Genomic DNA, 14,000 nt, shown 5'->3' with positions numbered 1-14,000 from the left:
GTAAAAAGTGGCCTCCACTGCCAAAAAAACGGGTTGTGAGCCCCGCTTGCGCCTCCATCAAGCACGAACTGTGCCAATTCAGCGGAGCAGAAGCGGTCTCATACGATTTCAAAGCCGTACCGCGCCGGGATGCAAATTCACGTCATTCACTGCATCGGATGCGGCACCGGTCCCTTGAGTCTCCACAGTGCCAAGGGGTATTGCGGCACAATAATTGGGCATGTCGCCTAAATAGCAGGCATTTGCCGTCTGCAATGCCTCCCTCCGAACACTATGGCCGCAGTCGCGCCAACTCCTCTTGGTTTGCTTCGGATCGAAAACTGGACAATGCTTGATCGAATGCGGATCGGCAATCCATGAGCGATGAACTTCTTACTTCCGTCGAAATGGGCGAGGCGGACCGAATGGCGATTGCCTCCGGTCCAGTCGCCGGCATCGGCTTGATGCGGCGCGCCGGGGAAGCGGTCGCGGCCGAGGTTTTCAACCGCTATCCCGAAGCGACCCATGTCCATGTGCTTTGCGGGCCGGGCAACAATGGCGGCGATGGCTATGTCGTCGCCCGCATCCTGGCCGACAGCGGCGTCGCCACGACGATCTGGGCGTCCGCAGCGCCGAGGCCGGAAAGCGATGCGGCGCTCGCCGCCGCGGAATGCCCGATCGCGCCTCGGCCACTGTCTGGCTTTGAAGCCGGGCCCGGCTCGATCGTGGTCGACGCGCTTTATGGGGCGGGGCTGTCCAAGCCGCTATCGGGCGACGCCGCAAGGGCGGCCGATATCGCCTCCAACCGACGTTTGCCGGTTATCGCGGTCGATCTGCCTTCGGGCGTCTCCGGCGACAGCGGCAAGGTTCTGGGCATCGCATTCACCGCGGCCGTCACCGTGACCTTCGCGCGCAAGAAACCCGGCCATCTGCTGCTGCCGGGCCGCGAGCGATGCGGTGAGATCGTGCTTGCCGATATCGGCATCGGCGACGACATCATTGCACGGCTCCGGTCCCGGGCGTTCGAGAACAGGCCGGCGCGCTGGCTGCGCGATTTTCCGATACCGGCCGTCGACGCGCACAAATACAAACGCGGCCATGTCGGCGTCTTTTCAGGCGGACCGAGCGCCACCGGCGCGGCGCGGCTGTCGGCGCTGGCCGCGGCCCGAAGCGGGGCAGGGGCGGTGACCGTGCTGTCGCCGGGCAACGCCATGCAGGTCAATGCCGCCCATCTGACCTCGATCATGCTGCGCAAGGCAGACGATCTCGCGGACATCGAGGAATTTGCCGGCGAACGCCGTCCTTCGGCCTTTGTGCTTGGGCCCGGCTTTGGCGTCGGCGAAAAAACGCGGACCTTTGGGCTGGCACTCCTCGCCGCCGGCCAGCCACGGAATGCCGCCGCACAGGTCGACGGCCTTGTGTTCGATGCCGACGCGATCACCTCGTTTCGTGAGGCGCAGGACGTCTTGTTCGAAGCGGCGCGCAGGCAGAATGCGCCGGCGCTGGTGATGACACCACACGAAGGGGAGTTTGCCAGGCTGTTTCCCGACATGGCCGGCGATGACGCCTCGTCCAAGCTGGACAAGGCGCGCGCGGCGGCTGCACGCGCCAATGCCATTATCGTCTACAAGGGCGCCGACACGGTGATCGCCGCGCCTGATGGCCGGGCGGCAATCAATGCCAACGGCGCGGCCTGGCTTGCCACCGCCGGGTCGGGCGACGTGCTGTCGGGCATATCAGCCGGCCTGATGGCGCAAGCCATGCCGGCGTTTGAAGCAGCCTGTGCGGCGGTCTGGATCCATGCCGAGGCCGGCAGCCGGTTTGGACCGGGGCTGATTGCCGAGGATCTGCCGCTGGCGCTGGTGCCGGTTTTGCGCGAACTGGTCGAGGCACGGCGCAAGGTGCCCAACGGATGAAGCGTTTCGCGCTCACCGTTGCGGCCTTCATCACGCTGCTCATCTCGCATGGCGTGCGCGCCGAGCAGCCGGTGACCATCGTCGACGATGCGGCGGTTCTCGCTACACTCGATGCCAAGGGCTTTGGCTTCGCCGGCATTTTTGCCGTCGATGGCGCGGGCGATTTGAAGACGCTCTATGACAAGGCGCCGGCCTATCATGCGATCGTCGATACGGTGGCATCAGACATTGCCTCGCTGCGGGCCGAGATGAAGGCCGGCGGGCGCACGCTCTACGAGGTCACCGACGGCAATGTCGGCCGGATCATGGACATGCGCTGGCTGAAGACGGAGGCGGCACGCTTCCGTCTGGTCGGCGTCGTCAACCGGCTCGACCGGCGTGATTTCGCTACCTTGGAAGGCGACAAGAGCTGCGGCGAGGTGCGTTTCATCTATCGCCTCGCCTACAGCTTCAAGAAGGACGGCAAGGTCCTGGCTTCGCGGCTGCCGCTCAATTTCAACGCGGTCTACAGTGCGGCACCGGATGCCGATGGCGGCTGCGTCGGTGTTGCCGGACGCTGGACGCCGCAACTGGATGAGAGCATCGACGCTGGCTGGCTGAACGGCGGGCCGCTGGAGCGGGCCGGGCTCACCTTCAAGCAGCTCGAACTCAATGCGCAAGTCGTGCGCTTTCCCTCCGGTCAGGAGACCGAATTTGGCGGGCAGGCCGCCTACCTCATGCGGATATTCGGCATCGATGGCGCTACCGTCAGCGAGAAGCCGCTGGAAAACACACCTGATACCGTGCGGCTCTCGCAAGATGCGGCGCTGAAGAAAGAGCTTGCCCATTATGTCAGCGCCAATGTTGCGGCGGTCGATCTCGGCGTCTACGAAATCCCCGACGAATTCCTGGCCAAAAAGGTCGTCTCGTGGTCGACCTTCGGCAGCGCGCGGCAGGCCAACCATCCGTTTACGCAAATATTCCAACCCAAGGAATTCGTATCGCTCGACTATTCCTCCATGAAGCTGGTGCGCACGCCGGAGGCGCTGGTCGAGCGGCTGGACAATGGCGCCTGCCAGGGCTGCCACCAGGCGGGTTCCACGGCCGGCTTCCACCTGATCGGCGTCGACGACAAGACGACGTCGCCGCTCAACCGCATCGAGGTCGGCATCTCGCCGCATCTCCATGCCGAGATTCCCCGGCGTCAGGCCTGGCTGCGCGCAACGCAGGAAGGCAAGGAGCCGAACCGTTATCGGCCGCTGTCCTTTGCGCCGCCAGCCACCTGGGCTGATACCGGCGACGTCGACTACGCACCAGCCGAAATGGCGATGCCGTGCCTGATGCCCGAGGATGCCAAGCGTTTCGGCGCGACCTGGCAATGTGGCGGCGGCACTGTCTGCACGCCGCTGGCGACCGCGTCTGGCGTGCACACTACGCTGGCGCAATGCCTGTTGCCCAAGGGGAGCGAAGATATGTTCTCCGGCCATCCCTGCCTGACCGGGTCGATCGCCAGCAACCAGTCGCGGCCTTTCAACGACCGCTACACGATATCAGGCCGGTTCGCCGCGTTCGCACCGGGGATTTCGCGCACCGCCTATACCTGCCGGCCGCCGAAGATCGGCGTGCCGGCCGGCATCGCCTACCGCGCTTGCGACGACAAGGATCGCGACTTTGCCGCCTTCAAGAAGGGCAAGCCGATGCCGAATGAAATCTGTGGGCTGGTCGGCGGCAAGAAATTCGACACTTGCGTGGCGACCAACAATTTCGACCAGTGCCTCGGCGGCGCGGTCAATCGCGGCAACCGGCCGGCGTGTTCGGCCGATCATTTCTGCCGCGAGGATTATATGTGCCAGTCGCTGCCGCCGGACACGCCGGGCGCCGCCAAAGTCAAAGGCATCGGCTTCTGTTCGCCGACCTATTTCATTTTCCAGATGCGCATCGACAACCATGCGACGCCCTGGGCAAGCGCTACCAGCGCCACGATGGGGGCGGGGTTCGGCGCGGCGGAGGAGGAGTGAGCTGTTCGACAGCTACCTCCGTAGACCGTTTCACAGCGGGATGTTGTCGTGCTTCTTCCAGGGGTTCTGCATGTCCTTGTTGCGCAGCATCCTGAGCGCGCGCGCGATACGGCGGCGGGTCGAGTGCGGCATGATAACCTCGTCGACATAACCGCGCTCGGCGGCGACGAAGGGCGACAGGAAGCGATCCTCGTAAGTCTTTGTATGGGCCGCGATCTTTTCGGCGTCGCCAATGTCCTTGCGGTAGATGATTTCCACCGCGCCCCTGGCGCCCATCACAGCGATCTGCGCCGTTGGCCAGGCATAGTTCATGTCGCCGCGCAGATGTTTTGAGGCCATCACGTCATAGGCGCCGCCATAGGCTTTTCGGGTGATGACGGTGATCTTCGGCACGGTCGCCTCGGCATAGGCGAAGAGCAACTTGGCGCCGTGCTTGATCAGCCCGCCATACTCCTGCGCGGTACCCGGCAGGAAGCCTGGAACGTCGACGAAGGTGACGATCGGGATCGAAAAACAATCGCAGAAGCGCACGAAGCGCGCCGCCTTGCGGCTGGCGTCGGAATCGAGCACGCCCGCCAGCACCATCGGCTGGTTGGCGACAAAGCCGACCGTGCGGCCCTCGACACGGCCGAAGCCGGTGACGATGTTCTTGGCGAAATTCTGCTGGATCTCGAAGAAGTCGCCCTCGTCGGCGACCTTCAGGATCAGTTCCTTGATGTCGTAGGGCTTGTTGGCATTGTCGGGGATCAGCCGGTCGAGCGACAGGTCATGGTCGGTCACCGACTGGTAGCATTCGATCTCGGGAATCTCCGACGTGTTCGAAGCGGGCAAAAGATCGACCAGCCGGCGCATCTGCAGCAGTGCCTCGACATCATTGTCATAGGCGCCGTCGGCGATCGAGGATTTCGTGGTGTGGACCGAGGCGCCGCCGAGGCTTTCGGCCGTCACCGTCTCGTTGGTGACGGTCTTCACCACATCCGGGCCGGTGACGAACATGTAGGAGGTGTCGCGCACCATGAAGATGAAGTCGGTCATGGCCGGCGAATAGACGTCGCCGCCGGCGCATGGGCCCATGATCACGGAAATCTGCGGAATGACGCCGGAGGCCAGCACGTTGCGCTGAAAAATCTCGGCATAGCCGCCGAGGGCTGCCACACCCTCCTGGATGCGGGCGCCGCCGGCATCGTAGAGACCAATGATCGGCGCGCGGTTGCGCAGCGCCATCTCCTGCACCTTGATGACCTTCTCGGCATGGGCTTCCGACAGCGAGCCGCCGAACACGGTGAAGTCCTTGGCGAAGAGATAGACCGGACGGCCGTTGACCGTGCCCCAACCGGTGACGACGCCGTCGCCGGCGATCTTGGTCTTCTCCATGCCGAAATCGGTCGAGCGATGCTCGACATACATGTCGAACTCCTCGAACGAACCCTCGTCGAGAAACACCTCGATGCGTTCGCGTGCGGTCAGCTTGCCCTTCTTGTGCTGGGCATCGATGCGGGCCTGGCCACCGCCCATGCGGGCGATCTCGCGCCGACGCTCGAGTTCCTTCAGCACATCCTTCATCACTCGGTCCCTCATGCGACATACTTCTTGGCAGGCATTCGCCAGATATGGCAGAATAAGCCTATGAAGAACAACGTAGAAATATCCGAGGATTTGAGCCGCCGGATTGACATGCTCACGTCGCGCTCGACGCTGACACGCGATCAGATCATCGAGAATGCCCTTTCCCACGGACGTTCGCTGGCGTGGCAGGAAAAGTGGGTCGCAGGCGTTCAGGGGGGAATAGAGGCCGCCGACCGTGGCGACTTTGCCAATGAGGAAGAAATCGCGACGGTTCTCAACAGGTACAGTCAGGCATGAGCCTCTGTGCGAATTGTCTGGACCCGACACTATCCGATCGAGCTTGCGTCAATCGGCGACTACATCAACCAACATAACCCGCGGGCCGGTGCCCGGATTGTCAATGATATCCATCCAAAGACCGCCCGGCTGTTGTCCGCTAACCCCTTCATCGGACGGGTTGGCGAGATCAAAGGCGCGCGTGAACTGGTGATTCCCGGAACGCCCTACATGGTCGCGTATCGGGTCGCGGACACTCAGATCGAAATTCTATTTGTGCAACACGGCGCCAGGAAATGGCCGGATGAAGTTTGAGCGGACATTTCCGATCGCTCTCTAGTCGGTTTTTGCTGCGCTGCAACATTGCGCCCCTTGCATTCTGGGGCGAACTCAGCCATATGCAGCCCATAGGCGCTTGGGCCGGGAGATTCCGGCCTTCTCGACAAATGAGACTGGTTGCGTCTGTTTTCCCTCTTTCCGGTATATCGGCCCTTTTTCCGGTACATCATAAAGTGGCGAAAAAGCCCCGTGGCATGATGCCTGCGGGCACGACAGCGCAGCCGAGTGGACGACACCGTCCGCCCGCCTTGTCGTTTCATATCAAATTTTTCGACGGCAGGTTGCGCCCTGCCGCCATTGATGTTTGCGGCCGAGAAGCCGCTTGAAAGAAGATTATTTTGACCAACGAAAACACATTGCCCGGCAACGTATCCGCGGAACTCTCCGGTTTCGCGGCGCTGGGAATTACCGGTGCGCTGCTCAAGGCCACCCACAATGCCGGCTTCACCGAACCGAAGCCGATCCAGATGCAGGCCATCCCGCCGCAGATGGAAGGCCGTGACATTTTCGGCATCGCGCAGACAGGCTCCGGCAAGACCGCGGCCTTTGCGCTGCCGATCCTGTCGAAGATCATCGCGCTCGGCACCAAGCGGCGCGCCAAGACGACCCGCGCGCTCATCCTGGCACCGACCCGCGAGCTTGCGGTGCAGATCGAGGACACCATCAAGATCCTCGCCAAGGGCGCGCATGTCTCCACGGCCCTCGTGTTGGGCGGCGTTTCCCGCTTCAGCCAGGTGAAGAAGGTTGCTCCCGGCGTCGACATCCTCATTGCCACGCCGGGCCGGTTGACCGACCTGGTGCGTGAGGGCGACCTCATCCTGTCCGACACCAAATGGCTGGTGCTGGACGAGGGCGACCGCATGCTCGACATGGGCTTCATCAACGACGTCAAGCGCATCGCCAAGGCGACCGCGCCTGACCGCCAGACGGCGCTGTTCTCGGCCACCATGCCGGACGAGATCGCCGAACTGGCCAAGGGCCTGTTGAAGAACCCGGTCCGCATCGAAGTCTCGCCGCAAAGCACGGCGGCGGCCGAGATCGTGCAGGGCGTCGTCTTCGCCCGCACCAAGCAGAAGCGCCAGGTGCTGTCGACCATGCTCGCCGATGAGGCGATGAGGTCCGTCATCATCTTTTCGCGCACCAAGCATGGCGCCGACCGGGTGACCAAGGACCTCGAGCGCGATGGCTTCAAGGCCGCCGTCATCCATGGCAACAAGTCGCAAAATGCCCGTCAGAAGGCGCTGAACGATTTTCGTGACGGATCGGTGCGCATTCTGGTCGCGACCGACATCGCCGCGCGTGGCATCGATGTACCTGGCATCAGCCATGTCGTGAATTTCGACCTGCCCGACGAGGCCGAAAGCTACGTCCACCGCATCGGCCGTACCGGCCGCAACGGCATGGATGGCATCGCGATCACGCTTTGCGATCCTTCGGAAAACAGCAAGCTGCGCCAGGTCGAACGCATCATCCGCACCAAGCTGCCGATCGTTGCCGACCATCTCGGCAGCCCCGATCCGCAGCGCAATCCGGCTGAAAAGAACGAGCGCTTCGAGCCCGCCAATGATCGCAACGACCGCAATGGTCGCCGCGACGGCAGGCGGCCGGGCGGCGAGAACAAGGGCAACGGCTTCGGCAAGAAGCGCTTCGGCGACAAGCCGGCGTTTGCCGGCGAGCGCAAGCCCGAAGGCGCGAAACCCTTCAAGGGCAACAACAAGCGCCGCTTCGGCGGCAAGCGGCCGGCAGCGCGGGCTGCCTGACGACGCCTCGCGGTAACCGGTCAAACCTTGGTGGTTCGCTGGTTGCCTGCCTGATAGACAAGAGGGCGGTTGAAGCGATGCTTCGGCCGCCTCTTGTTTTTTGAACCTTACTTCGCCACCGCCTCGACCCAGACGGTAATCCGTTGCGCCAGGAAGGCCGTGGTCGATGGCGACAGCGCGTCGCCGGCGATGACATGGTTATCTGGGTCGCCGGTATCGTCGAGCGGAACCAGCTCGTGCGGCGCGCCCCAGCGGCCGGCGATTTCGCGGGTGCGGTCAGGCCGCACCACCCTGTCCGAATCCGAGAAGATGAACAGGGCAGGGATATCAGCTTTCTCCACCGGCGCTCCATAGGCAAGTTCAGTCAGCGCCTGCATCGGCAGCGTCGCGGCAACCGGATATTTGGTGGTCCAGAATTTCTCGTGCAGAGCGTTGCGCGGCACGAAACTGCGTTCCTTGCCGATGACGAGTTCGGCGATCTGCTTACCCCAAGGCATGGTCAGGATCTCGGCGCCTGATGCCTTCACGCCGAAATTGGGCGAGATGAATGCAATGGCCGCCACGCCATCCGACGCACCGGGCTGTGTTGCCGCCCACGCCGCCAGCGAGCCGCCGGTCGAGGTCGAGATGACGATCACCTTGTCGCCGATCGCCCGGCCGATGGCGAGCGCCTCCTCATAGTCGTTGATCCAGGCATTGACACTGCCCTGCGTCATCGCCGCGCCGTCCTGTCCGTGACCGGTAAGGCGGGTGTAGAAGAGGTTGGCGTCGAGCTGGTCCGCCACCTCGTCGGGCAGGGGGCGGACTTCGCCTTTGGAAGCGGAAAAACCGTGGATATAGACGATCGACAGCGGCGTCTTGGCATGCACCATCGGGTTGGCCCAGACGATCTCCTTCTCCAGCCCGTCGCGGATACCGGGCGCGGCGGCTTCCACCTTCGCCACATAGGCCTGCGGATCGTCGCCGATGGCGGAAGGATCGAAGCGGATCGTGGTGTCTACGGGAACGCGTGGGCCAAGGACGATGGCCAGTGCAAGGACGGCGATCAGGCCCAGCACAGCAAGCACGATCCGTCGCCCCATTGCAGACTCCACGCAACAACAACAAGCCTATGGCGGTGGCCATGAACAGGCAACGGCCGCCCAGGCAGCCAAACCACCAATCCTGTGGGCATCCTATTCGTTCGGCAGTTTGCGGTCGTAGTTCAGTGGCCTTGCCTTCCAGCTTGTCGTCAAGCTGATCACCCATCGGCACACGGGTCGGGGCAACAGGGCAAGAAACTTCAGCGGCCAGCTCGTGCGGTACGGAAAGGTGACTTCGAAGCCACCGGATTTGATTGCCTTCACCATGCGGCGCGTCGCTCGGCTGACTGGCATCAGGCCCGGCATTGGCAACATGTTCTTTTCAGTCAGCGGCGTGTCGACAAAACCGGGGTTTATCACCTGGACGCGGATGTTCATCTTGTCGAAATCGTACTTCAGGGACTCTGCCAGGATGTTGATCGCCGCCTTGGTGCCGCCATAGGCGGCGGTGGTCGGCCAGCCGAAATAGGCGGTGACCGATCCAACCAGCACGACATGGCCGCGTGATCGCACGCGCATATGTTCCACGACCGGCACCAGCCCGTTGATGATGCCGAAATAATTGACCTCGAAGGACTTGCGAAAGTCCTTGACGACAAGAGCCTCTCCGGGCGTCGCGATGTAGTTTCCGGCATTGAAGACGGCGAGCACGATCGGGCCGAGCTCCTTCTCGATCGCGGCGACCGTCCTTGCCATGCGCGGTTCGTCGGTCACGTCACAGGGAAAAGCGGTGACGCTGCCCGGCATCTGCGCTGTCTCGACAATGAGCGTGTCGATCGGATCGTCGTCCAGCGCGGTTACCGCCACCGCGTAGCCCTGGGACGCCAGATCCCTGGCCAGCGAGCGGCCAATGCCGCTCGAGCCGCCCGTGACCCAGGCAACGCCATGTTTCGGATCGGCCCGATAGAGTGTCATGCTGCGCCCTGCCGAGTTTGTTGGTGCCTTGCTCTAGCGGTCAGGAAATCGAATGAAAAGAGTGCTTCTCGACGTCGGGTGCAAATGAACTGTACGACATCGAGCCCGGTCTAGGGGATGCAGATACACCGCAGAGCCGGAAATGCGACTGGACCAGGCAAATTCTTGCCTTGAAACCGAAGCTTCGGGTTTCTAGGGTTTCGGCGCACGCACACAAGGAATCCTGAATGCCCCGTTCTGTGATCGACGCGATCGGCAACACGCCTCTGATCCGCCTCAACAAGGCTTCCGAAGAAACCGGCTGCGAAATCCTGGGCAAGGCCGAATTCATGAATCCTGGGCAATCGGTCAAGGATCGCGCCGGCCTGTTCATCATCCGTGACGCCGAACAGCGCGGCCTGTTGAAGCCGGGCGGTGTCATCGTCGAGGGCACGGCCGGCAATACCGGCATCGGCCTGACGCTGGTCGCCAAGGCGCTTGGCTATCGCACCGTCATCGTCATCCCGGATACGCAGAGCCAGGAAAAGAAGGACACGATCCGCTTGCTCGGCGCCGAGCTGATCGAGGTGCCGGCCGTGCCCTACAAGAACCCCAACAACTACGTGAAACTGTCGGGACGGCTGGCCGAGCAGATGGCCAGGAGCGAGCCGAACGGCGCCATATGGGCCAACCAGTTCGACAATGTCGCCAACCGCGACGGCCATATCCGCACCACGGCGCAGGAAATCTGGGCCCAGACCGGCGGCAAGGTCGATGGTTTCGTCTCGGCGGTGGGCTCCGGTGGAACGCTTGCCGGTGTTGCCTTCGGGCTGAAGGCCAAGAGCAAGGATGTGAAGATAGCGCTCGCTGATCCACTGGGCGCCGCGCTCTACAGTTTCTACACCAGCGGCGAATTGAAATCGGAGGGCAGCTCGATCACCGAGGGCATCGGGCAGGGGCGCATTACCGCCAATCTCGAAGGGTTCACGCCGGACTTCTCCTTTCAGGTCAAGGACGAGGACGCACTGCCGATCGTCTTCGATCTCATTCAGGAAGAAGGTCTTTGCGTCGGTGGCTCGACCGGCATCAACATTGCCGGCGCGATCCGGCTGGCCAGGGAATTAGGCCCCGGCCATACCATCGTGACCATTCTTTGCGATTACGGCACGCGCTACCAGTCGAAGCTGTTCAACCCGGAATTCCTACGCGAGAAGAACCTTCCCGTGCCGAACTGGATGGAACTGCAAAGCAAGATTTCGGTGCCGTTCGAAAAGGTCTCTTGATGGCGCACAAAACGGAAGCGCTGTTTCGCGACGATGCCTATCTCCGCACGGCGGATGCGGCTGTCGTTGCCGTCAACGATCGCGGCGGCATCGTTCTCGATCGGACGATCTTCTACGCCACCTCGGGCGGCCAGCCGGGAGACACCGGCTATCTCGAGCGTGCCGATGGCAGTCGCATCGCCATCGCAGCCACCATCACGGGTGAGACCAAGGACGAGATAATCCATGTGCCGGCGCCCGAGCAGGCGGCCCCGGCGGCTGGCGAGAAGGTCAAACTCGTCATCGACTGGGAACGCCGGCACCTGTTGATGCGCATGCACGCGGCCTGTCACCTGCTCACAGTCGTTTGCCCGTTCCCGATCACGGGTGCCGCGGTTTCCGAGGACGACAGCCGTGTCGATTTCGACATTCCGGACGCCAGCTTCACCAGGGAAGAGGTGACCGCGAGGCTGATGGATCTGGTGCGGGCCGATCATCCGATTTTCACCAGGCTGATCAGCGACGAGGAACTCGCCGCGAATCCCGGCCTGGTGAAGTCCAAGAACGTCCGGCCGCCGGTCGGCACCGGCAAGATCCGCCTGGTCTGCATCGGTGAGAATGGCACGGTCGACAGCCAGCCTTGCGGCGGCACGCATGTGAAAAGCACGCGCGAAATCGGCGAAATCCACATTGGCAAGATCGAAAAGAAAGGCCGTGAGAACAGGCGCTTCCGCATCCGCTTCGGCCCGATGCCGGCCGTCTGACACGTAACCCTTTGCCTTACCCGGGAGAACCAAAAATGGCAGAAGACAGTCCTTTTATCGTCGATGCGGACTGGCTGCAGGGACGCCTGGGCGAGCCCGGCCTGACAATCGTGGACGCATCCTGGTACTTGCCGGCGCAGAAGCGTGACGCGCGTGCCGAGTATGAAGCCGCCCACATCCCCGGCGCCCGCTTTCTGGACCAGGATGCGGTTTCGGATCCTGACGCCGCCTTGCCGCATACGCTGCCGTCGCCTCGGCATTTCGCGCAATATGTCGGAGCGATGGGCGTCTCGGCCGACGACACCATCGTCATTTATGACGGTCCGGGGTTCTTCTCGGCACCCCGGGCATGGTGGATGTTCCGCATCATGGGTGTTTTCCAGGTCTACATTCTCGACGGCGGCTTCGACGGTTGGAAGGCGGCCGGGCGGCCCGTCACGGCCGAGCCGACAAGGATCGCGCCGAGTGTGTTCCACGCCGATTTCGACCCCGGTCGCGTCGCCAGCCTCGCGGACATGCGCCGGATCGTCGAAACCGGCGCCAGCCAGATTGCCGATGCCCGTGGACCCGGCCGCTTCACCGGTGCGGAGCCCGAACCCCGTGCCGGCGTCCGTTCAGGCCATATGCCGGGTGCGCGCAATGTGCCGTATTCCGCACTGTCGGAGAATGGTTCGCTGCTGTCGAAGGACCGTTTGCGCAAGGTGATCGAGGATGCCGGCATTGACCTGTCGAAGCCCATCGTCACGTCTTGCGGCTCCGGTGTCACCGCAGCGGTGATTACGCTCGCCCTGGAGACGCTTGGCCACACCGACAACAGGCTCTATGACGGCTCATGGACCGAGTGGGGCGGGCTCTCCGACACACCTGTCGCAACTGGCCCCGCGAAGACCGGCCCAGCGAAAACTGGCAAGGAATGAACGCGATGGAAAACGGCGTGCTGCAGGATATTGAAGTCACGGTGACTTTTCTAGAAATGCATGCCCCTCCTGCCGTCTCGCCGCCAGTGCCCTACAACCGGCAGGTTGCGCTATTGAAGACCAGGGACATTCCCTTGCATTTTTATCGCTACCTGATGGACCGGGTTGGACGCAAATGGCACTGGGTGAATGTTCTCAGGCTGAATGACGATGAACTTTCGGCCGGCATCCACCGTGAGGATCGCGACATCAGGGTGCTTTATCTCGACGGCGCGCCGGCGGGTTTCTTCGACATCAAGCCGCATTTGCCGGAGGAAGTCGAACTTGCCTATTTCGGCATGATGGAACATGCCACCGGGCAGGGCCTCGGCCGCTGGTTCCTGGGTTCGGCGATTGCGGCCGCGTGGGCATATGGGCCGAAACGGGTGACGGTCCAAACCTGTACGCTTGACCACCCGGCGGCACTCCCACTTTACCAGAAGCTCGGTTTCAGGCCGGTCGCGCAGAAGAAAGAGGTCGTGCACCCGTTGCCTTTCGCCGAGCGTTCGGCCAGCGTCATGCGGCCGTAACGCCACCGGGAATCTGAACCTTTCGTTCATCGGCGCTTCAGCCTGCCTTTGGCATGTTGCCCGCATCGTCAATGCGGCAGATGCCGAAGGAGAAAAGATATGCTGACACGCCGTACACTGGCCGCCGCGCTGATCGCTGCGATTGCCATGCCGAGCCTTGCCGCCGCCCAGGCGACGACGCCTTCCGCCGCCACGATCGAGCGCAAGCTGGAGGCGGCGCCCCGGGTGAAGCTGCGGCCGAACGAGCGCGTCACCATCCGCGAATTCAAGCGCCGGCCGGATCTGCGCCGCATGGCGCGCTCGATCGACATCCAGTCGATCAATTTCGCATTCGGCTCGGCAGCGATTTCCGGCTCGCAATACGACAAGATCGAGACTATCGCCAATGCGCTCCGGCGCATCCTGCGCCGCGATCCCGGTGCGCGCGTGCTGATCGAGGGGCATACCGATGCCGTCGGATCCTTTCAGTCGAACCAGGTACTGTCCGAACAGCGCGCCGCCTCGCTGAAGCGCACGCTGGTGCGCGAATTCGGCGTGCCCGGCTATGCCCTTGAGACCGTCGGCTACGGCGAGGAGTTCCTGCTCGTGCCGACGCAGAACGAAAACTGGCAGAATCGCAGGGTGACGTTGCGGCGCTTCGACGATTTCATCCGCTGATTCGGGGTTTCGCTGGCTTTAT

The 14,000-nt window shown here is 62.8% G+C and carries 13 protein-coding genes; 10 read left to right on the top strand and 3 right to left on the bottom strand.

Annotated elements, in window-relative coordinates; translation table 11 throughout:
- Positions 1-356 precede the first annotated feature (356 nt).
- Positions 357-1,895 (top strand): bifunctional ADP-dependent NAD(P)H-hydrate dehydratase/NAD(P)H-hydrate epimerase, encoded by a 1,539-nt coding sequence (locus EB815_RS22975; protein ID WP_056568009.1) that lies wholly within the window; start codon positions 357-359, stop codon positions 1,893-1,895.
- Complete coding sequence (locus EB815_RS22970; RefSeq protein WP_056568007.1) at positions 1,892-3,892, top strand: hypothetical protein; 2,001 nt, start codon at positions 1,892-1,894, stop codon at positions 3,890-3,892. Before EB815_RS22975 ends, EB815_RS22970 begins: the two co-directional genes overlap by 4 nt.
- Before the next feature lie 30 nt (positions 3,893-3,922).
- Here the strand turns inward: EB815_RS22970 and EB815_RS22965 are convergent, their stop codons facing one another.
- The gene (locus EB815_RS22965; RefSeq protein ID WP_056568004.1) at positions 3,923-5,455 is read right to left on the bottom strand and encodes an acyl-CoA carboxylase subunit beta; all 1,533 of its coding nucleotides are present in this window, start codon (positions 5,453-5,455) and stop codon (positions 3,923-3,925) included.
- A gap of 63 nt (positions 5,456-5,518) precedes the next feature.
- Between EB815_RS22965 and EB815_RS22960 the strand changes: the two genes are divergently transcribed.
- From EB815_RS22960 to EB815_RS22950, 3 genes are all read left to right on the top strand, one after another.
- Positions 5,519-5,755, top strand: coding sequence for a hypothetical protein (locus tag EB815_RS22960; protein ID WP_056568001.1), 237 nt, complete (start codon positions 5,519-5,521; stop codon positions 5,753-5,755).
- Positions 5,756-5,761: 6 nt separating this feature from the next.
- Positions 5,762-6,049, top strand: coding sequence for a type II toxin-antitoxin system RelE/ParE family toxin (locus EB815_RS22955; RefSeq protein WP_056567998.1), 288 nt, complete (start codon positions 5,762-5,764; stop codon positions 6,047-6,049).
- 362 nt (positions 6,050-6,411) lie between these two features.
- Positions 6,412-7,833: a DEAD/DEAH box helicase gene (locus EB815_RS22950; RefSeq protein WP_056567996.1), complete on the top strand. Its 1,422-nt coding sequence runs from the start codon at positions 6,412-6,414 to the stop codon at positions 7,831-7,833.
- A 107-nt stretch (positions 7,834-7,940) separates the two neighbouring features.
- On the opposite strand, the gene EB815_RS22945 is transcribed toward EB815_RS22950, so the two are convergent.
- Together EB815_RS22945 and EB815_RS22940 are read right to left on the bottom strand one after the other, a co-directional pair.
- On the bottom strand, positions 7,941-8,915 hold the full coding sequence (locus tag EB815_RS22945; RefSeq protein WP_056567993.1) for an alpha/beta hydrolase: 975 nt from the start codon (positions 8,913-8,915) through the stop codon (positions 7,941-7,943).
- Between the two features lie 93 nt (positions 8,916-9,008).
- Complete coding sequence (locus tag EB815_RS22940) at positions 9,009-9,830, bottom strand: SDR family oxidoreductase (protein ID WP_056567990.1); 822 nt, start codon at positions 9,828-9,830, stop codon at positions 9,009-9,011.
- A 227-nt stretch (positions 9,831-10,057) separates the two neighbouring features.
- Between EB815_RS22940 and EB815_RS22935 the strand changes: the two genes are divergently transcribed.
- The 5 genes from EB815_RS22935 to EB815_RS22915 all read left to right on the top strand — a co-directional run bounded on the left by EB815_RS22935 (position 10,058) and on the right by EB815_RS22915 (position 13,978).
- A complete protein-coding gene (locus EB815_RS22935; protein ID WP_056567987.1) occupies positions 10,058-11,092 on the top strand; it encodes a cysteine synthase A in 1,035 nt (344 codons plus the stop codon).
- Positions 11,092-11,835, top strand: a complete 744-nt coding sequence (locus tag EB815_RS22930) for an alanyl-tRNA editing protein (RefSeq protein ID WP_056567985.1) — start codon at positions 11,092-11,094, stop codon at positions 11,833-11,835. Before EB815_RS22935 ends, EB815_RS22930 begins: the two co-directional genes overlap by 1 nt.
- Before the next feature lie 35 nt (positions 11,836-11,870).
- Positions 11,871-12,752 (top strand): 3-mercaptopyruvate sulfurtransferase, encoded by an 882-nt coding sequence (sseA, locus tag EB815_RS22925; RefSeq protein ID WP_056567982.1) that lies wholly within the window; start codon positions 11,871-11,873, stop codon positions 12,750-12,752.
- 5 nt (positions 12,753-12,757) lie between these two features.
- A complete protein-coding gene (locus tag EB815_RS22920) occupies positions 12,758-13,321 on the top strand; it encodes a GNAT family N-acetyltransferase (protein WP_056567979.1) in 564 nt (187 codons plus the stop codon).
- Between the two features lie 99 nt (positions 13,322-13,420).
- Positions 13,421-13,978, top strand: coding sequence for an OmpA family protein (locus EB815_RS22915; protein ID WP_056567975.1), 558 nt, complete (start codon positions 13,421-13,423; stop codon positions 13,976-13,978).
- Positions 13,979-14,000 lie beyond the last annotated feature (22 nt).

This window comes from Mesorhizobium loti, assembly GCF_013170705.1.
GTDB classification, from domain to species: domain Bacteria; phylum Pseudomonadota; class Alphaproteobacteria; order Rhizobiales; family Rhizobiaceae; genus Mesorhizobium; species Mesorhizobium loti_D.
Note: the sequence above shows the minus strand (reverse complement) of the source record. Positions and strands in the feature narration are given on the sequence as shown.